General features: G+C 34.5%; 17 protein-coding genes. 11 read left to right on the top strand and 6 right to left on the bottom strand.

Annotated elements, in window-relative coordinates; all coding sequences use genetic code 11:
- Positions 1–203 precede the first annotated feature (203 nt).
- The 5 genes from gcvT to BUA03_RS08905 all read left to right on the top strand — a co-directional run bounded on the left by gcvT (position 204) and on the right by BUA03_RS08905 (position 7,781).
- On the top strand, positions 204–1,286 hold the full coding sequence (gene gcvT / locus BUA03_RS08925; RefSeq protein ID WP_066081399.1) for a glycine cleavage system aminomethyltransferase GcvT: 1,083 nt from the start codon (positions 204–206) through the stop codon (positions 1,284–1,286).
- A 6-nt stretch (positions 1,287–1,292) separates the two neighbouring features.
- Positions 1,293–3,335 (top strand): S41 family peptidase, encoded by a 2,043-nt coding sequence (locus BUA03_RS08920; protein WP_066081402.1) that lies wholly within the window; start codon positions 1,293–1,295, stop codon positions 3,333–3,335.
- Between the two features lie 15 nt (positions 3,336–3,350).
- Positions 3,351–4,385, top strand: coding sequence for an LIC11966 family surface protein (locus BUA03_RS08915; protein ID WP_066081405.1), 1,035 nt, complete (start codon positions 3,351–3,353; stop codon positions 4,383–4,385).
- 62 nt (positions 4,386–4,447) lie between these two features.
- The gene (locus BUA03_RS08910) at positions 4,448–5,161 is read left to right on the top strand and encodes a YebC/PmpR family DNA-binding transcriptional regulator (protein ID WP_066081408.1); all 714 of its coding nucleotides are present in this window, start codon (positions 4,448–4,450) and stop codon (positions 5,159–5,161) included.
- Positions 5,162–5,708: 547 nt separating this feature from the next.
- Positions 5,709–7,781: a hypothetical protein gene (locus BUA03_RS08905; RefSeq protein WP_066081410.1), complete on the top strand. Its 2,073-nt coding sequence runs from the start codon at positions 5,709–5,711 to the stop codon at positions 7,779–7,781.
- A gap of 84 nt (positions 7,782–7,865) precedes the next feature.
- Here BUA03_RS08905 and BUA03_RS08900 read toward each other — a convergent pair whose 3' ends face one another.
- Entirely contained in the window at positions 7,866–8,906 is a 1,041-nt protein-coding gene (locus BUA03_RS08900) for a cysteate synthase (protein ID WP_066081413.1), read from the bottom strand.
- A gap of 69 nt (positions 8,907–8,975) precedes the next feature.
- Positions 8,976–11,111: a S9 family peptidase gene (locus tag BUA03_RS08895; protein ID WP_066081416.1), complete on the bottom strand. Its 2,136-nt coding sequence runs from the start codon at positions 11,109–11,111 to the stop codon at positions 8,976–8,978.
- A gap of 69 nt (positions 11,112–11,180) precedes the next feature.
- Here BUA03_RS08895 and BUA03_RS08890 point away from each other — a divergent pair, with 69 nt between their 5' ends.
- Positions 11,181–11,501, top strand: coding sequence for a YbaB/EbfC family nucleoid-associated protein (locus BUA03_RS08890; protein ID WP_066081817.1), 321 nt, complete (start codon positions 11,181–11,183; stop codon positions 11,499–11,501).
- Positions 11,502–11,574: 73 nt separating this feature from the next.
- Here BUA03_RS08890 and BUA03_RS08885 read toward each other — a convergent pair whose 3' ends face one another.
- Positions 11,575–12,597, bottom strand: a complete 1,023-nt coding sequence (locus BUA03_RS08885; RefSeq protein WP_066081419.1) for a threonine aldolase family protein — start codon at positions 12,595–12,597, stop codon at positions 11,575–11,577.
- 101 nt (positions 12,598–12,698) lie between these two features.
- Here BUA03_RS08885 and prfB point away from each other — a divergent pair.
- Positions 12,699–13,794 (top strand): peptide chain release factor 2 gene (gene prfB, locus BUA03_RS08880; RefSeq protein WP_139255639.1). Its coding sequence is split into 2 segments (ribosomal slippage): positions 12,699–12,761 and positions 12,763–13,794, totalling 1,095 coding nucleotides; the frame shifts between segments, so codons are not numbered across the junction.
- A 147-nt stretch (positions 13,795–13,941) separates the two neighbouring features.
- On the opposite strand, the gene BUA03_RS08875 is transcribed toward prfB, so the two are convergent.
- Entirely contained in the window at positions 13,942–14,853 is a 912-nt protein-coding gene (locus BUA03_RS08875) for a phospholipase A (protein WP_066081819.1), read from the bottom strand.
- Between the two features lie 185 nt (positions 14,854–15,038).
- Here BUA03_RS08875 and lpxD point away from each other — a divergent pair, with 185 nt between their 5' ends.
- The 3 genes from lpxD to BUA03_RS08860 all read left to right on the top strand — a co-directional run bounded on the left by lpxD (position 15,039) and on the right by BUA03_RS08860 (position 18,612).
- Positions 15,039–16,040 (top strand): UDP-3-O-(3-hydroxymyristoyl)glucosamine N-acyltransferase, encoded by a 1,002-nt coding sequence (gene lpxD, locus BUA03_RS08870; RefSeq protein WP_066081424.1) that lies wholly within the window; start codon positions 15,039–15,041, stop codon positions 16,038–16,040.
- A gap of 161 nt (positions 16,041–16,201) precedes the next feature.
- On the top strand, positions 16,202–17,830 hold the full coding sequence (locus tag BUA03_RS08865; protein WP_066081426.1) for an acyl-CoA carboxylase subunit beta: 1,629 nt from the start codon (positions 16,202–16,204) through the stop codon (positions 17,828–17,830).
- Positions 17,831–17,979: 149 nt separating this feature from the next.
- Complete coding sequence (locus tag BUA03_RS08860; RefSeq protein ID WP_066081429.1) at positions 17,980–18,612, top strand: hypothetical protein; 633 nt, start codon at positions 17,980–17,982, stop codon at positions 18,610–18,612.
- Positions 18,613–18,702: 90 nt separating this feature from the next.
- On the opposite strand, the gene BUA03_RS08855 is transcribed toward BUA03_RS08860, so the two are convergent.
- Complete coding sequence (locus BUA03_RS08855) at positions 18,703–19,752, bottom strand: AMP-binding protein (RefSeq protein WP_066081821.1); 1,050 nt, start codon at positions 19,750–19,752, stop codon at positions 18,703–18,705.
- A gap of 38 nt (positions 19,753–19,790) precedes the next feature.
- Positions 19,791–20,702: a CPBP family intramembrane glutamic endopeptidase gene (locus tag BUA03_RS08850; RefSeq protein WP_066081432.1), complete on the bottom strand. Its 912-nt coding sequence runs from the start codon at positions 20,700–20,702 to the stop codon at positions 19,791–19,793.
- Between the two features lie 105 nt (positions 20,703–20,807).
- On the opposite strand from BUA03_RS08850, the gene BUA03_RS08845 reads away from it, so the two are divergent.
- The gene (locus tag BUA03_RS08845) at positions 20,808–21,152 is read left to right on the top strand and encodes an ArsC/Spx/MgsR family protein (RefSeq protein ID WP_066081435.1); all 345 of its coding nucleotides are present in this window, start codon (positions 20,808–20,810) and stop codon (positions 21,150–21,152) included.
- The last annotated feature ends 28 nt before the right edge of the window (positions 21,153–21,180 follow it).

The following is a 21,180-nucleotide window of genomic DNA, read 5'->3' as shown; positions in this document are numbered from 1 at the left end:
GTGTAAAGCCCACAGTCGCGCCTTTTTTTGGCGAGACGAGGACTTGAAATGGATAGCTGGAACTAGCTCCAAAAAACAATTATCTTGAAAAATTTTTTATGATTTTCGAAAACGTTTGAAACTTTGAACTTTGGTTGCTCTCGCCTTTGTCACTCGGAATAAAAGCAATAAATTAGCACCATCAAATTTTATACAAAAACACAATGAAAAATACTGCGCTTACGCACATACATGAGAGTTTGGGAGCGAAAATGCTTCCGTTTGCGGGATACAATATGCCAATTTTATATGAAGGAGTCAATGCAGAGCACGAAACGGTTAGAAATGCTGTGGGTGTTTTTGACGTGTCACACATGGGAGAATTTCTACTTACGGGTCCAAATGCATTGGCTTTGATTCAAAAAGTGACTTCGAATGATGCTTCCACTTTGACGATTGGAAGAGCGCAATATTCTTGTTTACCAAACAATGACGGCGGAATTGTAGATGATTTGATTGTCTATAAAATGAAAGAGGAACAGTATTTATTGGTGGTAAATGCGTCGAATATTGAAAAAGATTGGAACTGGATTTCAAGTCATAACGATTTGGATGTGGAGATGAAAAATCTATCGGATGATTATTCTTTGTTGGCAATTCAAGGACCCAAAGCCGTTGAAGCAATGCAATCCTTGACATCCAAAGATTTAGCAGCGATTCCTTATTATCATTTTGAAGTGGGTGATTTTGCTGGAATTGAAAACGTAATTATTTCGGCTACGGGTTACACTGGTTCTGGAGGATTTGAGATTTATTGCAAGAATTCGGAAGTGGAACAAGTATGGAATAAAGTTTTTGAAGCGGGTGCTGCATTTGGAATTAAACCAATTGGACTAGCCGCACGTGATACGCTGCGTTTAGAAATGGGTTTCTGTTTGTACGGAAATGACATTAACGACACCACTTCTCCGCTGGAAGCTGGATTGGGTTGGATCACGAAATTCAACAAAGAATTCACGAATTCAGAAAACCTTCAACAACAAAAAGAAGCAGGAGTTTCTAAAAAACTAGTTGCCTTTGAAATGCAGGAACGCGCGGTGCCACGACATGACTATGAAATTGTGAATGCTGCAGGAAACGTAATTGGAATTGTAACCTCTGGAACGATGTCTCCGTCAATGAATAAAGGAATTGGGTTAGGTTACGTTACTGTTGAAAACAGCGCTTTAGATAGTGGTATCTTCATTAGAATTCGTAAAAACGATGTTCCTGCCAAAGTGGTGAAATTGCCTTTTTACAAGAAATAAAAATAAATGAAAAAGATTTCACTCGTATTTTTATTGACTACATTTTCATTTTTTGGTCAAAATGATGTAAAAACCTGTGAAATAGTTTCTAAAATAAACGCGCTACTTCAGCGGGAACATTACCAACCAAAACCGGTAGACGACAGTTTATCGGTTTTTGTTTTTGATAGTTTTATGGATGCTCTAGACTCCAATAGGAACTTATTTACCCAAATTGAATATCAAAAACTACGTCAACACAGGCTTCAACTGGACAATTATATTTTACAGCATAATTGTTCTTTTATGAATGAATTTGTTTCTCTTTACAAATTGGCTTTAATCAGAAAGAAGAAAGTACTTGAAAAAATACAAAAAGAACCATTTGATTATACTACAATGGACTCCGTTAGATTCTCCAAGAAAAATTTTCCGTTTGATCTTGTTGCAACTGACTTAGAACGTATTTGGAAAAAGAGAATTAAATATGACATTTTAGAGGATATTTCCAAATTGAGCACCAATTTAGATTCGCTGACTCTAAACTTTTCTACACTTGAAAAAACAACGAAAGCAAGATTATTTGATGCTAATTTGTGCCAAGTAAATAGCATTTTAGAAACTAAAAACCGAATAGATGATGATCTTCAAAATACTTTTTTAAATCTTTTTTGCACTTATTTTGATCCTCATTCCAATTATTTTTCATTAGCTGCTAAATCCAGTTTCATGTCGGGTTTATCAACAAGTACACTTTCTTTAGGTTTGAATGTTAGCTTTAATGAAAAAGAGGAAATCATCATAGCTGAAATTGTACCTGGTGGACCCGCCGCAAAGACCCATAAATTTGATAAAGAAGATGTCATTCTGAAAGTTTCTAACACCAAAGGAATAGAATATACCGTTTCTTGTTCTTCGATTGAAAGGATTGGAGAATTGATTTTTTCTGATTCCCAAACTGAAATTGAATTGACGATACAGAAAAAAAACGGGGTAGTCATGAAGGTTTTTCTCCAAAAACAATTAATGAAAGCGAATGATAATGCTGTTTACAGTTTTATTGCCGAAAAGGAAACCAAAATTGGCTATATAAATATCCCAAGTTTTTACTCCAATTTTGAAGGCAATACCGTTCAAGGTTGTGCCGATGATGTTGCCAAAGAAATTGTAAAACTTCAAAAAGACAACATTAAGGGACTAGTGATTGATCTTCAAAATAACGGCGGTGGTTCGATAGAAGAAGCAATAAAATTAGCCGGAATGTTCATAGACATAGGACCAGTATCTGTTTTGATGGACAGCAAAGCCAATCAAACTATTCTAAAAGATTACAACCGTGGGAGTGTATATACGGGCCCCATAGTGCTGTTAATCAATGGAAACTCTGCCTCAGCGAGTGAATTTTTTGCAGCAGCAATCCAAGATTACAACAGAGGAATTATTATTGGAAGCACGTCATTGGGTAAAGCTACTATGCAGTCAATTTTGCCATTAGACGAGCAAAATCAGCAGGATTTCGTTAAAGTAACCATTGAAAAATTCTATAGAATTACCGGCGAAAGCCATCAGATAAAAGGGATCATTCCTGACATTTCGCTTCCAGTATTATTTGACAGTGTTATTCCTCGCGAAATCAGCTACAAAACAGCTTTCAAAAATGATGTCATTGTAACCAAAGCCCGATTTAATCCTTTGCCAAAAAACCATTTTTCAGAATTAATTCAACTGAGTAATTCAAGAATAAAAACTGCGACTCTTTTTAATGAAATAAGTGCTGCCAATGATCAAATAAATGCACTTTACAACAATCCTAAAAAACCAACTCGATTGGTTTTTAAAGATGTATTTAATGATGTTCACCAAATTGATTCGCTCTGGAAAAAGGTAAAAAAAATAGTCGATAGTCCACGTGCCTTCACTATTTCCAACACTTCTTATGATTTAGAAAAATTAAAATTTGATGCTTTTCAGCAAGATATTAATACGTACAAAATTCAAAATCTTAACAGCAGTCCCTATTTAGAGGAAGCTGTAGCCATACTAAACGATTACATTACACTAACCAAATAAACTAAACTATACACTATGAAATCTACCTTTACCTCGCTTCTATTTTTGTTTACTGTAACTTTAACTACTGCTCAAGAGTTTAAAACACCTGTGGACTATCTAAATTATATTGGTAAAGAAACGGATGTTATTGCAAGAACCACTTGGAAATACACATCAGCAGTGGCGCACAGTAAAAATGCAAGAAAAATTGACGTTACTCGAAAAACATTAGTGCGAAGTATACAAACTGCCGCAAAAAAAATTGAAGCACTAAAAGAGGGTTACAAAGGAGATGTGGAATATAAAAACCAATTGTTAACCTACTTATCCATTTCCGAAAAACAAATTAATCAGGAATATGAAAAAATCATAGACATGCAAGAAGTGGCGGAGCAGTCGTATGATTTTATGGAAGCTTTTATTTTAGCGAGAGATTTAGTTAATGCAAAAATTAATGAAGAAGTTGATAAACTGAATGCCAACCAAAAAATATTTGCAACTAAATATGGTATCCAAATTGGCGAGGACAACAGTGAACTGGGCAAAAAGATGAAAATCTCTAACGAAGTTTTTGAAAATCATACGCAATTGTACTTAATCTTTTTTAAAGTGAATTTTACAGAATCTGTTTTAATGAAAGCAGTAGCCGAAAACAATTTGAACGCCATACAACAAAACAGCAATGCGCTAGAACAATATTCGAACGAAGGATTAGATAAACTGAAAACATTCAAACCGTATAAAAACGATTTACTATTAGTCAATGCAACCAAAAAAGTATTGGAATTTAGTAAAAAAGAAGCGATAGAATTCGCTCCAGGAGTTATTGGTTTTATGATGTTGAACCAAAAATTTCAGGAAAGTAAGAAAACAATGGATGATAAAGCTACAAAGAGCCGAACAAAAGCAGAGGTTGATAATTTCAATTTGCTAGTAAATGAATTGAATAAAGAAGTAGGAACTTATAACAAACTCAATACAAAGTTCAATACAGAGCGGTCAAATGCAATCAATTCTTGGAATACAGCAGGAACTACTTTTATTTCAAAACACGTACCAATTGATTAATAAAAACATTTGAAAAAATAACTAATAGCTGTATTTTTGCAGTTCAAAATAATAAATTAGTAATGGGAAGAGCATTTGAATTTAGAAAAGGAAGAAAAATGAAACGTTGGTCAGCAATGGCCAAAGCATTTACAAGAATTGGTAAAGATATTGTAATGGCTGTAAAAGAAGGCGGACCTAATCCTGATGCTAACTCCAGATTAAGAGCCGTTATCCAAAACTCTAAGGCAGTAAATATGCCGAAAGAAAATGTAGAACGCGCCATAAAAAAAGCAACTGATAAAGACACAGCCAATTATAAAGAAGTTTTATTTGAAGGATATGCACCGCATGGAATTGCGATTCTGGTAGAAACAGCAACGGATAATAACAACAGAACGGTAGCTAATGTTAGAAGTTATTTCAACAAATGCAACGGAACTATGGGAACGCAAGGTTCTGTAGAATTTATGTTTGATCATACCTGCAACTTCAGAATTCCAGCCAATGGAATGGATCCTGAAGAACTAGAGTTAGAATTAATCGATTTTGGAGCTGAGGAAGTTTTTGAAGATGAAGACGGTATATTGATTTATGCTCCTTTTGGAAGTTTTGGAACCATCCAGAAAGAATTAGAGAATAGAGGCTTAGAAATTCTTTCCTCTGGTTTTGAAAGAATTCCGCAGATCACAAAGAAATTATCGGAAGCTGAAATGGCTGATATCGAAAAGCTAATTGAAAAACTGGAGGAAGATGATGACGTTATGAACGTGTATCATACTATGGAAGAGGCCTAGACATAATTACAATTATACTTAAAACTCTAGCTTTGGCTGGAGTTTTTTTTTCATCGTTTACGTACTAAGAAGATAGCCTCTGTAAATCCTTTTTTAAAGTATTCTGTGAGCTGATTTTAAAGCGGCCGAAAACATAATTTGAACACAAACCAGATAATCACTAGGAATTATTTGATCGCCTTTTTTCTTTTTGCTTTTATGAAATTTTTTAATACTAATTAGTAATGCGTCATACTCTTTTCAATAAGTATTTACTTTAAAATCATGGTGTCAATACCTTTTAAATAAAAGACTTTAATTAAAAACAGAAAATTTAGCAAATGAGTATTTGTTACTGTTTTTTACTGCTACCAAGTTTCTTATATTTGCTGACTTTTGCGAAATGTAACGCCCTAATAAAAGCGAAACATAAAACTATTGGGAGCAGCATCGTTTTTTGTAAGGATATTTTACAAAAGACAGTCCCTGATTGAATGACTTCATTTAGCAAGCTAAATTTCCAAATACAGAATATCGTTCTAAGGAACGCTTAAAATTAAAACAAAATATGACAAACAATATTCTAATTGAAAATCAATACAAAAGAAGCAGCTTATTTGAAAAAGAAAATGTAAACTATTTAGTTCGCATTTTAAAAAGATTTAACACCGTTCCAAAGATAAATAACATCAATATTATTACGTCTAATAGTGAACCAACTATTTTCAAAATTGTACCCAACAAATCAATTATAATTGGTTCCTCCTTTTTGGACAAACCCATTTTAGCTTTAGTCTATTTAAGATATGGAATCGAATGGCAGCTCTGGTATAAAGCATTGAACGCCGAGAAAAAAGATGTTGTTTTATGTGATATTGCAGCTCTTGAAGTAATCAGAATATTTTATAATTTACTACCGAAAGATGATAAAGAAAAATTAGAAAATCTTGATTATCTTCTCATTAATTTAATTAAAAATGATATCGATCTAAATACTGAATCCTCCTTAATAAACGAAGAAATTCAATCTTTTCATGGTTTAAAAAATGCTAACACTGCACTCAAAGAATCTTGGAAACCTATTGTCGAAAATCTTGCAAAACCCACAGAATACATGTTAATGTCTGGAGGAGATCTTAGATTGAATATCGATGAGATTCATTTGCTTAACAAATACGGATGTCGCCCATTTCCAAGACCAGAAGCATTTACTTTTGCTTCGTCTACGGCTTCGAGCGTTTCTAATTTTGCTTTTGATAAAACAGATAAAGTGAGGAGTATATTGATTAGAAATAGCCTTAAAAATGGTTTTCAAAATACTACTATCGAGTTTTCTGAATTGTTAAAAAATAACCTTCGAAATATATTTAAATTAAATGAGGAATGTGAAATAATTTTTTCACCATCAGGTACTGATTCTTCGCTTCAAATAGCAGCCATAACACAAATTATTTCCGATAAAGAAATAACACATATTCTGGTTGCCTCTGATGAAACTGGTAGCGGTGTGGCAGCGGCATTAAAGGGATGTCATTTTGAAAATACTACTGCTTTAAATTATCCAATTAAAAAAGACACTAAAATTGAAGGTTTTAGAGATGTTGATTTAATACAAATTCCTTTCAGAGATCAAAATGGTGCATTAAAAACTTCTGCTCAATTAGATCAGGAGGTATTAGATGCCGTTATTAGTACCAAAAATCAAGGCAGGCACATCGTATTACATACTATGGACCAATCAAAATTAGGGTACCAATCTCCGAGCGACGAATTTATTAAAAAACTAAACTCTCTTGAAAATTTATCAATTCAAATAATTGTCGATGGATCACAGCTAAGATTAGATCCAAAAGACATACAAAATTATTTAAATAAAGGATATATTGTCACCATTACGGGAAGTAAATTCTTCACCGGTCCTCCATACTGCGGCGCATTAATTTTACCTAAAAGTGTCAATAAATTAATTCATTCTGCAAAAAATACATTACCCAAAGGTTTAACCCAATATTATAATCGTTCTGATTGGCCAACTTCCTGGTTTTGTTCCAATGCGCTATCTGACGGCTATAACTACGGTTCTTACATGAGGTGGAATGCTGCTGTAGTTGAAATGGACAGGTATTACAAAACACCTATTTTATATCGAAATATGGGTATTGAGATGTTTTGCAATTTTGTGGATGACTCCATAAAAGAAGCTACTTTTTTACAGCCTATTTACGGTGATGAAACAAAAACGAAGAGTTACAGTAGTAAAGAATTTGGCATAAGAAATATCCGGACCATTTTTCCTTTCTTTATTTTTAAAAACAATGAAGTCTTGTCTGTTGATAAAGTCAAAAAATTATATACTTTATTAAATTCTGATTTATCGGATCAGTTTGAAGGTTCTTCTTTAGAAATCATCCGACTTGCGGCCCAAAAATGTCATATTGGTCAAGCAGTTAATGTAAAATATACTACAGAAATTGAAAGTGCTATTTTAAGAATTAGTTTGGGTGCCAGAGTTATTTCTGAAAGCTGGGTCAATAGAGATATTAGTCTCTTTTTTAGAAATATAGAATCACAAATGAGTCAGATCACAATCACTATTAAAAAAATTGAATTGCTATTGAATAATCCTGAACTGTTGGATTAAATATAAAAGGGTTCTTATTTAAAGTTCAAAAAAAAGTCCCATTTTGCAAAAGCAGATGGGACTTTTTTTAATTATAATTTTAGCTTATTTAATCATTTCAATTTTCTGAACTTCTTCTTCGTTGATGCTGTCAAAGAAACCTTGTTCATTCATCCAATCATCGCTAAATACTTTACTCATATAACGGGAACCGTGATCCGGGAAAATTGCAATTACATTACTGTTTTCGTCAAATTCTCCTTCTTCTGCATATTGTCTTATCGCTTGTATTACTGCTCCTGAAGTATATCCAACAAATAAGCCTTCTTTTCTGGTGATTTCTCGGGCAGCATGAGCACTTTCCTCATCCGTTACTTTCATAAACTTATCAATAATATCAAAATCTGTTGCGGATGGTATTAAATTTTTTCCCAGACCTTCAATTCTATATGGATAAATTTCATCATTATCGAATTCTCTGGTTTCATGATATTTTTTCAATACTGAACCAAAAGCATCTACGCCAAGAATTCTAATATTAGGATTTTGTTCTTTTAGGTATTTTGCCGTACCTGATATAGTTCCACCTGTACCACTACAAGCAATCAAGTGTGTAATTGCTCCATTAGTTTGTTTCCAAATTTCTGGACCGGTAGACTTATAATGTGCATCAACATTTAACTCATTGAAATACTGATTGATATAAACCGAGCCTTTCGTTTCTTCGTGCAGCCGTTTGGCCACGTTATAATACGAACGTTCATCATCAGCAGCAACATGTGCCGGACAAACATACACTTTAGCACCTAAGCTGCGAAGCATATCTATTTTATCTTTAGATGATTTAGAACTAACAGCAAGAATGCAGTTGTAGCCTTTTATGATACTGACCATTGCTAAACTGAAACCCGTATTACCGGAAGTTGTTTCAATTATGGTATCACCCGGAGATAAAATACCTTTCTTTTCAGCTTCTTCAATTATGTATAATGCTATCCTATCTTTTGAGGAATGTCCTGGATTAAAAGCTTCTACTTTAGCGTAAAAATTTCCTTCTAAATTTTCAGTAACTTTATTTAGCTTAATAAGTGGAGTATTCCCTATTAATTCTAAGACATTATTATAAGCAGTTATTTCTTTTTTCATAAAAAAATAGTTAGTCGTGACAATTTTTCATTAGACACGAATGTTACAAATCTAACAAAAAAAATCTAATTAGTTTTTAATTCCTTCTAAATCTAATAAAAAACTAAATTCTTTGGCTAATTCCTTCAGCGCTTCAAATCGTCCAGAAGCACCACCATGACCGGCATCCATATTGGTATTAAGATATAATACGGTATCATTTGTTTTTTGAGTTCGTAGCTTTGCAACCCACTTTGCAGGTTCCCAATATTGCACTTGAGAATCATGAAGTCCGGTTGAAACAAACATATTTGGATATTTTTGAGCTTTTACATTGTCATAAGGCGAATACGATAACATATAATCATACGATTTTTTATCATTTGGATTTCCCCATTCATCATATTCTCCTGTCGTAAGCGGAATAGTGTCATCGAGCATCGTAGTTATTACATCCACAAAAGGCACCTGCGCAATTACTCCGTTGTACAATTCAGGCGCCATATTGACTACTGCTCCCATTAATAATCCACCTGCTGAACCGCCCTCAGCATACAAATGCTTTGGAGAAGTATATTTCTCCTTAATTAAAAATTTAGAACAGTCGACAAAATCAGTAAATGTATTTTTCTTTTTCAATAATTTACCATCTTCATACCACTCTCTTCCTAAATCCTCACCACCACGAATGTGCGCTATTGCAAATACAAAACCGCGGTCTAATATGGACAATCTGGTAGATGAAAAGTAAGCATCCATTGTCACACCATAGGAGCCATAAGCATAGAGTAATGTTGGATTATTGCCGTCTTTTTTTAATCCTTTTCTGTAAACCATAGAAACAGGCACTTTGGTTCCATCCGTTGCAGTAACCCAAACCCGTTCTTCTACGTAATTATTTTTATCAAATGTACCGCCAAGAACTTGTTGTTCTTTCTTGATTTCTTTCTCCTTAGTTTTCATGTTAAAATCAATAACCGAAGAAGGTGTCGCCAAAGATTGATAACTGTAACGCAAAATATCAGTATCAAAATCTACATTGGTTGTCGTATTTGCGCTGTACGTTTCGCTGCCAAAAGGCAAGTAGTACTCCCCTTCACCATTCCAAGGCATGATGCGAATATGATTCAAACCATTAGAACGTTCTTCAACCACCAAATAATTTCTAAAAATTTCAATATCTTCTAGCAAAACATCTTTACGATGTGAGATAACATCTTTCCAATTTTCTTTTGCAGTAGCATTTTCAGGAGTTTTCATCAACTTAAAATTAGTCGCTTTGTCCTTATTTGTAATGATGTAAAAAGAATCTCCAAAATGAGATATACTATATTCTAATCCACGTACTCTAGGCTGAAAAACTTTAAACTCTCCATCTGGCATATCTGAATTTAATGTTCTATACTCCGTCGTTAAGGTACTTCCTGATGCAATTACAATGTATTTTTTTGATTTTTCTTTCCCAACAGAAACGTTGAACGTATCATCTTTTTCATTAAAAACCAATATATCGGCAGCGGAGTCGGTTGCTAGTTTATGTTTGAAAACTTTATCGGATCGCAAGGTAACTTCATCTTGCCTAGTGTAAAAAATAGTTTTATTGTCATTTGCCCATACAGAACTTCCGGTAGCATTTTCAATCTTTTCAGTAAGTAGTTCACCTGTTTCGAGATTTTTTATTTGTATAGTATAGATCCGTCTTCCCATTATGTCCGTGCCAAAACTTACAAATTTATTATCTGGACTTATGCTTAAACCTCCCAATTGAAAATACGAATGCCCTTCAGCCAGCTCATTGCAATTGAACAAAATTTCCTCTGCAGCAGAAAGACTCGCTTTTTTTCGCGAATAAATAGGATAGCCTTTTCCTGTTTCAAAACGCGTGATGTAATAATACCCATTGTACAAATAAGGAACCGATTGATCGTCTTCCTTAATTCGCGATTTCATTTCTTCATACAATTCTTTTTGAAAACCTTTAGTATTCGAAGTCATAGCATCATAATACGTGTTCTCTTGATTCAAATAATCAATGACTTCTGGGTTCTCTCTGTCGTTTAACCAAAAGTAATTATCTACTCTTTTTTCACCATGTTTTTCTAAAGTTTTAGGAATAATTTTAGCTGTTGGAGCTGTATTGCTTTTTGACATTTTTTGTGCTTTAATTTTAGTATTTGATGCTGCAAAAATAACACAAAGACAACTTAAGATGAGTTTATTTTTCATGAATTTTTATTGATTATGTCTACGCAATATAGTAATTTTGTACCAGTAATTAATTTAAAAGATTTAACAATGGATTTAATGGGAATGATGGGCAAACTTAAAGAGACCCAACAAAAAATAGAAGACACAAAAAAACGTTTAGATACCGTTATTATTGACGAACAAAGTACTGATTCATTGTTAAAAGTTACTTTGACTGCCAATAGAACTATAAAATCGATTACAATTGACGATACTTTGCTAGAGGATAAAGATCAATTAGAAGATTATTTGATTTTAGTGTTGAATAAAGCGATTGAAAAAGCAACTAACGTCAATCAAATTGAATTGGATGCAGTTACTAAAATGGATATGCCAATGATTCCGGGAATGGAAGATTTGTTTAAATAAAAAAGTTGAAGGTTTAAAGTTTTTAATAATGTTAAAAACTTTAAACCTTCAATTTCAAATAAATACTCACACACTAAACTAATTTCTCTAATGTTTCTAGTACATAGGTGTGCATGACTTCTCTATAATCAAGATGGGTCACAATCCTAAGTTTGCCATGCCCCATGGAGCTGATGGAAATATTTTTTTGTTTCAACAATTCGATTAAGTTCTTTTCGATGCAATTTGGAACCAAGGAAAAAATCAAAATATTAGTCTCTACTGGTTCTACTGAGGCTACCCAACTCAACTTTTTTAATACTTCGGCAATTTCTTTAGCTCTGCGATGATCTTCTGCAAGACGTTCAATATTGTGATCCAAAGCATAGATTCCGGCTGCTGCCAAATAACCTACTTGACGCATTCCGCCACCTAATATCTTACGAATTCGCAAAGCTCTATGAATCGTTGCTTTATCAGCCAATAGTACAGAGCCAATAGGTGCTCCCAAACCTTTAGACAAACAAACTGAAATCGTATCAAAAAGTTTTCCAAACGCTTTAGGATCTTGATTTTTGGCAACCAAGGCATTCCAAATACGAGCTCCATCCAAGTGAAATTTTAAATTATTGGCATCGCAAACTTGCTTTATTTTTTGCAAATCTTCCAACTCATAGCAAGCACCGCCGCCTTTGTTGGTTGTATTTTCGACACAAACTAAACTGGTTAAGGGACTGTGATAGAATTCAGGATCATTAATCGCCCCAGCTACCTGTTCAGCAGTAATCATTCCACGATTTCCATCCAATAAACAACAGGAAACCCCGCTGTTAAAAGAAGCACCACCTCCTTCATAATGGTATACGTGGGCATATTTATCCGCTATTAATTGTTCTCCAGGCTGCGTATGCAATTTTATAGCCGTTTGATTGGCCATCGTTCCTGACGGAAAAAAAAGCCCCGCTTCCATACCAAACATTGCAGCAACTTTGGCTTCAAGTTCAATCACGGTAGGATCTTGTTTGTACACGTCGTCGCCAACAACAGCATTTAACATGTATACTAGCATTTCGCGTGATGGCTTCGTGATTGTATCGCTAACTAAATTTATTTCCATATTTTTTTATTATTTTTTATGTTCAACGGGTTGCTATTTGTCACCTACCTTGTCCCGATGCAAAAAATTATCTATTTTTGCGCCACAAAATTACATAATTTATGACAACTACCGAACAAATTAAAGGTATTGTAGAGCGCCTTGGTGCGTTGAGGAGGTATCTTTGACGTTGATGCCAAATTAATAGAAATTTCAAACGAAGAAGAGAAGACTTTTGCACCCGACTTTTGGAATAACGCAAAAGATGCCGAAATCATTGTCAAGAATCTTCGAAATAAAAAAAAATGGATTGAAGATTACAATAAAGCCATCGAAATGACGGACGAATTGCAACTTGCGTACGATTTTTATAAAGAAGGGGAATTTACAAGTGAAGAATTAGACGAACATTACAACGAAACCCAAGCTCATATTGAAGCTATCGAATTCAAGAACATGCTCTCGGATGAAGGAGACACTTTGAGTGCAGTTGTGCAAATAACAGCTGGTGCAGGTGGAACCGAAAGTTGTGACTGGGCCGAAATGCTCATGCGAATGTACATGATGTGGGGCGAAAAGTACGGTTATAAAATAAAAGAACTGAATTTCCAAAAAGGAGAAGCTGCTGGAATTAAAACAGTAACACTCGAATTTGAGGGCGATTATTCTTTTGGCTATTTAAAAGGAGAAAACGGAGTGCATCGCTTGGTGCGTATCTCACCTTTTGACAGTAATGCCAAACGTCATACTTCATTCGCTTCCGTTTATGTATATCCACTTGTAGATGACAGTATTGAAATTGACATTAATCCTGCCGACATTGAAATCACAACGTCGCGATCAAGTGGCGCAGGAGGACAAAATGTAAATAAAGTTGAAACCAAAGTGCAATTGTTTCATAAACCAACCGGAATTCAAATACAATGTTCCGAAACGCGTTCTCAACAAGATAACAGACAACGTGCTATGCAAATGTTACGATCTCAATTGTACGAAATTGAGCTAAAAAAGAAACAAGCACAACGCGCTGATATTGAAGCTGGTAAAATGAAAATAGAGTGGGGTTCTCAAATTAGGAATTATGTCATGCAGCCCTATAAGCTAGTCAAAGATGTCCGCACGGGCTATGAAACGAGTAATGTTGATGGTGTTATGAATGGTGAAATTGATGAATTCTTGAAAGCCTATCTAATGATGATGGGACAAAAAGAGGAGTAATCTGCTGGAATCGCTCAAAATGCAATCAGTACCATTTAATAAGACCTAAATTATAAAAACAGGCTCCATCATCGTTTATCAAAATAGTGGAGCCAAATTTCAATAGTAAAGTAACCCATACATTAAATATAATGGCAATTTATAAATCTAAAGCCATTCAATTAACGAAACGCCAAGACCTACTGTAGTTTGCAAATGATTATAATCAATCAATGTTTCGCCGTATCCATGAGAGATTAATAAATACCCTTTTAAATTATCTTTAATAGGATAAGACCAAGAAAATGTTGAATTACCCCTAGCTTTGGAATTGAAATTTAGATTGTGACTACCAACGAAAGAAATTATATTTCCGTTTTTAGTATAAATTACATTCACATCGCCTCGGCCCACAAACTCAGCAATATCTGGATTATCATCTTTCCCACCTGGCACTCGCAGCCACGGTCTGACATAAATGGTCCAGTTCTTACGTTCTAGTCCAGCGTGAAAAATTACTCTATTCCAACTTCTTGAAAAGGGCTCACTTTTACCATTAGACTGATGATTGAAAGCGACTCCTACCATTCGGGTTTTAAAACCCAAAAAATTAAATTTAATAGGTACATTCAAAATTAGTTCTGGCTCATAATTAACTTCTCTAAAAGGTCTAGAAAGAGCATTATTATAGATTTGCCAGTGCGATATTTGTGTGTAAGCAACCCATAAATCACCATAACCCCAAAATATCCCCTGCATTACCTTAGTCTTAAAACTCAATTGAAATTTAGATTCAATATTATTGTAATTAACTCCCGGCGGGGCTACATAATCAGGATCTAAGTTCCCAGAAATTGGTTTTTCATTGGGATTACTTGTCCATCGAACGGGCAGTACGTACATTGGTTTATAAGGAGTAACCAAAAAAGTTCCTCTCGTTGAAGTGGTATCCAATTCCCAACGTTCCGTTAAGTCCCTCAATTGCGTCTTGCTATTGAAAAGCGCTTGAATTTGTGCATTTGCATTACTGAAAAAACATAAGGAAAAAAATAATGCTATTTTAAATTGAAAGAATTTCATAAAGGTTATAGAATTAATAATTTGCAAATATACTCTTTGCCCTTTATTTTTCGTTAGAGAATTGAGGTGATAATTGCTAGTGCGCAAACTTTCTCTTTTTTTAAAGAAAGGGATAGGATTAGGAATATTAACCCTAAATTCTTTTATTTGAAAATTATTAAATAACAAAACCATATTTACACCTAATGAAATCCTATACAGTACAAGAAATAAATGAGATTCTACAAGGAATTATTGTCGGGAATACCTCTGAAAATATTACTGCTCCAGAACAATTAGAAATGGCTGGCGCGACTGAAATTTCATTTATTGGAAACAAAAAATACGAAAAATTTTGGGAAACTTCTAAAGCTTGTGTTGCAGTTGTCAATGAGAATATTGCAATAGAACCAGGAGAAAATAGGGCTTTTATTAAAGTTAAGGATGCTGATTTAGCGATGTCACAAGTTTTAGAACTTTTTGCACCTCCAGCACCTTTATTTATTATTGACATCCATCCAACCGCTGTGATTGATCTCACAGCCACTATTTGCAATGGCGCAAGAATTGGTGCGGGCTGTTACATAGGACCAAATGTGGTTCTGGGCGACAATACAACGATTTATCCCAATGTTACCATTCTTGATGCATCTACAGTGGGAAAAAACACTGTAATTTGGTCAGGAACTGTTATTCGGGAACGATGTCATATTGGGAATGATTGTATCATACATCCTAATGCTACTATCGGTGCCGATGGTTTTGGTTTTCGACCGGATCCACAACGAGGCTTGGTAAAAATTCCACAAATTGGTAATGTTATTATTGGCAACAATGTAGAAATTGGAGCCAATTCGTGCATCGACAGAGGGAAATTTAGTTCTACCATTTTAGGAGATGGTTGCAAAATTGATAATTTAGTCCAAATAGGCCATAACAGTAAATTAGGGAAATTTTGTATTATGGCTGGTAATAGCGGACTTGCTGGTTCAGTAACACTCGGAAACGGTGTGATTATAGGAGGAAGCGCTTCTATAAAAGACCACACTACTATTGGCGATGGAGCTATTGTAGGCGCTGGTTCTGGAGTTACAGGAGATATTCCTGCCGGAAAAACAATGTTAGGTTATCCGGCTGTAGAGGCTCGAGATGCATTAAAACAATGGGCGATTCTCAAAAGACTTGTAAATGAATCCAAAAAAAAATAGTTCGCTTTTTATTAAATTCATAAAAAAACAGGAGGTAACTTCTATTTTTTTGTTTTAACAGTATACAAATATTCGATTTCCTTTCTAAAGCCACAAAATAGTAAAATTTATTTCATTGGATTTTGTATTTTAGCCCAAATTATTTTTAACAATATTGCATCATGGATTTGAACTTCAACAAAAATGAAGACCACAATAAACTTTTACTTTCTTCCTTGCGACAAAAACTAAGTGTTGTGAAATTGGGTGGTGGTGAAAAACGCATTCAAAAATTACATAACGAAGGCAAGATGACGGCACGAGAACGCATCGATTACTTATTAGATCCCAAAGCGAAATGTATTGAAATCGGAGCCTTTGTTGGAGAAGGAATGTACGCTGAACATGGAGGATGCCCTTCAGGCGGGGTTGTGGTTAAAATTGGATACATTAGAGGAAAACAATGTATTGTAGTAGCTAATGATGCTACTGTAAAAGCAGGTGCATGGTTTCCTATCACTGCCAAAAAAAATCTACGTGCGCAAGAAATTGCAATGGAAAATCGTTTACCAATTATCTATTTAGTGGATAGTGCAGGCGTTTATTTGCCTTTGCAAGATGAAATTTTTCCAGATAAGGAACATTTTGGACGCATCTTCAGAAACAATGCTCAAATGAGCAGTATGGGAATCACGCAAATTGCAGCCGTTATGGGAAGCTGTGTTGCCGGTGGTGCGTATTTACCTATTATGAGTGACGAAGCTTTGATTGTTGAAAAAACAGGAAGTATTTTTCTAGCAGGAAGCTATTTAGTAAAAGCTGCCATTGGCGAAAGCATCGACAACGAAACATTAGGAGGCGCAACTACACACTGTGAAATTTCAGGCGTGACGGACTATAAAGCCAAAGATGACAAAGATGCCTTAGATAAAATAAAAAATATAGTAGACAAAATAGGTGATTTTGATAAAGCAGGGTACAGCCGAATTAAAGCGGAAAAACCAGCATTAGACGAAAAAGAAATCTATGGAGTTTTGCCAAAAGCCCGCAATGAACAATACGATATGATGGAAATCATCAATCGTTTAGTGGACAATTCTGAGTTTGAAGCTTACAAAGAGGGTTACGGACAAACAATCATTACTGGTTATGCCAGAATTGATGGTTGGGCAGTAGGAATTGTTGCTAACCAGCGTAAAGTGGTAAAAACAAAGAACGGTGAAATGCAGTTTGGCGGTGTAATTTATTCCGATTCAGCAGATAAAGCTACTCGTTTTATTGCGAATTGCAACCAAAAGAAAATTCCTTTGGTTTTTGTTCAAGATGTTACCGGTTTCATGGTAGGATCTAAATCCGAACATGGCGGAATTATAAAAGATGGCGCAAAGATGGTCAACGCTGTTAGTAATTCAGTTGTTCCAAAATTTACTGTAATTGTTGGAAATTCTTATGGTGCTGGAAATTATGCGATGTGCGGAAAAGCGTATGACCCAAGATTAATCTTTGCTTGGCCAAGTGCAGAACTGGCTGTTATGGGTGGAACTCAAGCGGCAAAAGTATTGGCACAAATTGAAGCTTCTTCGCTTAAAGCGAAAGGAGAATTAGTGGATGAAGCCAAAGAAAAAGCACTTTTTGACAAAATAAAAGCTCGATATGACGAACAAGTTTCCCCTTATTATGCTGCTTCCAGATTATGGACGGATGCCATAATCGATCCTTTAGACACTCGAACATGGATTTCAATGGGTATTGAAGCGGCAAACCACGCTCCTATCGAAAAGAAATTTAATCTGGGTGTCATTCAAGTTTAACGCTGATTTTAAAGTACTTATATAATTATTTTGTACATTTATGGCTGTTCTGCAATTTACTTAAGGTAGTTGCAAAGCAGCCTTTCTTGTTATACAAAGCCCAAAAAATCTTAACCTAATTCATTTTAATAATTTAAAATTAGAGACAAATGAAAAAGATTTCGGTTTTACTACTTGCTACTGCACTACTCCAAGGTCAGTTCATCGCTGCCCAAACTAATGGAGAGCCTTCCAATGCTGCACTGGAAAAAAAATCCGTTTATTTTGAATCCGGAATTAACGCATCTTTACCCGTACATATACAAATGTACCGAACGCACAGAATGGGAATTGGCATAAACGCTAGAGTTGGAAAAATAGTTTCCCGAAAAGTAGAACTAGGCATTCGTTTTGACTATGACTACCGATTCATTAAAAAAAATACGCGAATACTAACTGCTGAAAGTACGCTCGCGGAAAGAGCCAGTCACAATAATTTCAGTCTATTTTGCATCAAACCCAACATTCAATTTAATATGAATTCACATTGGTTTTGGGGTGCAGAAACGGGTATTGGTTATGCGCTTTCAGATGAAGATCCCAAGATTGGACTGGGTTATGTGTCAGAATATGCCAGTGATCAGCAATTCGGGCTGTGTTCCGGCTTGTATATGGGGAGGTATTTTGTTATCAATCCTAAAATAAATAAAATAGGCATATCCATGAATTTAACTCAATTCTTAGCTCTTGGCCATGCTGAAAATAGTCTTGGATTCAAACTAAATTACCGCTTTTTAAACTAGCCTTTTAAAACCAAAAAAGGTCATAATAAAAAAAGCATCTGTTCACACAAGATGCTTTTCAGAATACGGAAAAAGAAATAAGTAGTTTCTTTAAATACCCTCTACGATTTCTTTGCGTTTAATTTTTCCGTTTTCAGTTTCTGTAAATTTTGCCACATAAAAAATTTCTTTCGGTTTTTCATATTTATCTAAACCTTCAAAAATAGTATCTTCTAGAACTTGCTCTTCACCCTCTATTATTAAAGCTAATTTCTCGCCTAAATCAATATCTTGAAGTCCCGCTACAAAAAATCTAGCATGAATCTTATGGGATAATTTAGCTTCAATTTTCTCTGGTATCAATTTGATTCCGCCGCTGTTGATTATATTATCCATTCGTCCCAAAAACACAAATTGGTTCTCCCCAATTAATGCTACAAGATCATTGGTTACGATAGACCCTTTTGAAATTTTAGGAGCATCAATTACGAGACAATTTCTGTCATCCATAGCAATTTTTACATTTGGCAAAACTGAAAAAGCTTCTGCTCCTACTTGCTTTGCAGCGATATGAGTTATCGTTTCAGTCATACCATAAGTTTCATATACTTTTGTCTTCAGCTTAGATAGTGCTTTTTCAAGAACATTATTCACTTTAGCACCGCCAATGATTACTTTTTTTACGTTTTCTAATTCCGACAAAGAATTTTGAGCTTGTAAAGGCACCATAGCAACAAAATCATATTTACAATTATTATCTAGCAAAGGATGTGAACTTGGTGCTACAAAATCAATATCGAGACCTAAAATAAAGCTTCTTACAAACATCATTTTTCCGGCGATGTATTTAGTAGGTAAACAGTGTAACGCTTTATCTCCTGGTTTTAAATCGAAAAAATCTCCTGTTGCTATCGCTGAATTGACCATTGCCTGTTTTTCAATTCGGATCACTTTAGGCGTTCCTGTTGTTCCAGATGTATTCATTTCCAGATAGGGCTTAGCATCAAACCAATCAAGAATAAAATCACCAAATGCTTTTTCGAACTCCTCACCTTCTTTGATAAAGCTGTAGGCTACTCTGCATAAATCATTGCGATTTAAGTGAAATCCATTCAATTTAAATAAATTATGGACATTATTATAGGATATGGCATCGGTCATAGTTCTGTGATTTTTTAAATTATTGAAAGATAAACATACTAAATTTTTCCTGTTAATTTTTCTTTCCAATTGGTCCATTTGTATTTTTTACTAAAGATAAATAAAAGTATCGGGTAAATAATAATAACCGGAAGAATAACATCAAAACCTGCTGAAGGGTCTGAAACATCTTTGAAAATAGAATGTGTCTGGAAGGCAGACCAATCCGAAGTCACTAGTAAAGCGCCAACCAAATTATTAGCAGCGTGAAATCCTAAGGCGAGTTCCAGTCCCTCATCCATAAGAGTAATAATCCCAAGAAACAAACCTGTCCCAATGTAGTAAACCAATATAATATATCCAATTTTATCCACTTCTGGATTAAGAATATGCATTCCCCCAAAAATAAGGGAAGTCATGAGTAGAGGAAACCATTTGTTTTTAGACAAATTAGCAAATCCCTGCATCAAATATCCTCTAAAAATATATTCCTCAGAACTGGTTTGTATTGGAATAAGTAGTATTCCAATTACAGCAAGAATTGCAAAGGGAATTGGTTTAAAATTGAGTACAAAGTCATTGGGTTCATAAAAATAAAATGACAGTGTAGACACTATTGTGATTGCGGACCAAACTACAAAGGAAAAAATGACTCGATTCCAGTCCACTTTACTTCTAGCGGTAGTTACAGATAGTAGCGTTTGATTGTGTAAATAGCGCACCACTAAAATAACACCAAGCATAATGAAGACAAAGGAAATCAATATTAAAAACAAGGTTAAATTAGGTTCAAAAAACTTCATCAATGCCTCATTGTTAGTTGGGTAAGAACGGTCACTTGTAAATGTTTCATAAAACAAAGCCGCAACAAATACCAGCTGACCTACAAGCGAGGCCAAAACGAGTAATACCGAACCCCAAATATACTTCCAAAACCTATTTTCTGACTTTACACCTTGTTCTATAAACATGAATTTTACTTTAATTGTATCCCTGATTAGTTTAACAAACCGTATTTTTGTTACATTATAAAGTTCCTTGTTTTAAAAAATATAATAAACAAAATATAAGTTTACATGCTACAAATATACCATAATTCGCGCTGCGGAAAATCCAGAAATTGTTTAGTATTGTTAGAAAGTTCAAACAAAAAGTTTGAAGTCATCCACTATCTTACACATCCACCTTCATTTGAAGAGCTGTCTACTATTATTGAAAAACTAAATATAAAACCTATGGCGTTAGTACGGCAAAAAGAAAAAATTTGGATCGAAAATTATAAAGACCAAAAATTAGATGACAAACAAATTATTCTAGCCATGATATCGTATCCAATTCTAATTGAAAGACCTATTGTAGTCAAGGGAAGTAAGGCAATTATAGGACGAGATTTAGAAAAAGTTAGCATGTTCATTTCGTAACAATTCAAGTACTTAATTTTAACATTTT

The organism is Flavobacterium fryxellicola (assembly GCF_900143245.1).
Lineage (GTDB): Bacteria > Bacteroidota > Bacteroidia > Flavobacteriales > Flavobacteriaceae > Flavobacterium > Flavobacterium fryxellicola.
This window is presented reverse-complemented; position numbering and strand designations above follow the sequence as displayed.

Excerpts from the sequence above, each read along its gene's own strand:
- BUA03_RS08875 (WP_066081819.1), bottom strand. The coding sequence starts at position 14,853 with ATGAAATTCTTTCAATTTAAAATAGCATTATTTTTTTCCTTATGTTTT.
- BUA03_RS08850 (WP_066081432.1), bottom strand. The coding sequence starts at position 20,702 with ATGTTTATAGAACAAGGTGTAAAGTCAGAAAATAGGTTTTGGAAGTAT.
- BUA03_RS08900 (WP_066081413.1), bottom strand. The coding sequence starts at position 8,906 with ATGAAAAAAGAAATAACTGCTTATAATAATGTCTTAGAATTAATAGGG.
- BUA03_RS08860 (WP_066081429.1), top strand. The coding sequence starts at position 17,980 with ATGAAAAAGATTTCGGTTTTACTACTTGCTACTGCACTACTCCAAGGT.
- BUA03_RS08855 (WP_066081821.1), bottom strand. The coding sequence starts at position 19,752 with ATGACCGATGCCATATCCTATAATAATGTCCATAATTTATTTAAATTG.
- BUA03_RS08890 (WP_066081817.1), top strand. The coding sequence starts at position 11,181 with ATGGATTTAATGGGAATGATGGGCAAACTTAAAGAGACCCAACAAAAA.
- BUA03_RS08905 (WP_066081410.1), top strand. The coding sequence starts at position 5,709 with ATGACAAACAATATTCTAATTGAAAATCAATACAAAAGAAGCAGCTTA.
- gcvT (WP_066081399.1), top strand. The coding sequence starts at position 204 with ATGAAAAATACTGCGCTTACGCACATACATGAGAGTTTGGGAGCGAAA.
- BUA03_RS08845 (WP_066081435.1), top strand. The coding sequence starts at position 20,808 with ATGCTACAAATATACCATAATTCGCGCTGCGGAAAATCCAGAAATTGT.
- BUA03_RS08895 (WP_066081416.1), bottom strand. The coding sequence starts at position 11,111 with ATGAAAAATAAACTCATCTTAAGTTGTCTTTGTGTTATTTTTGCAGCA.
- BUA03_RS08865 (WP_066081426.1), top strand. The coding sequence starts at position 16,202 with ATGGATTTGAACTTCAACAAAAATGAAGACCACAATAAACTTTTACTT.
- lpxD (WP_066081424.1), top strand. The coding sequence starts at position 15,039 with ATGAAATCCTATACAGTACAAGAAATAAATGAGATTCTACAAGGAATT.
- BUA03_RS08920 (WP_066081402.1), top strand. The coding sequence starts at position 1,293 with ATGAAAAAGATTTCACTCGTATTTTTATTGACTACATTTTCATTTTTT.
- BUA03_RS08910 (WP_066081408.1), top strand. The coding sequence starts at position 4,448 with ATGGGAAGAGCATTTGAATTTAGAAAAGGAAGAAAAATGAAACGTTGG.
- BUA03_RS08885 (WP_066081419.1), bottom strand. The coding sequence starts at position 12,597 with ATGGAAATAAATTTAGTTAGCGATACAATCACGAAGCCATCACGCGAA.
- BUA03_RS08915 (WP_066081405.1), top strand. The coding sequence starts at position 3,351 with ATGAAATCTACCTTTACCTCGCTTCTATTTTTGTTTACTGTAACTTTA.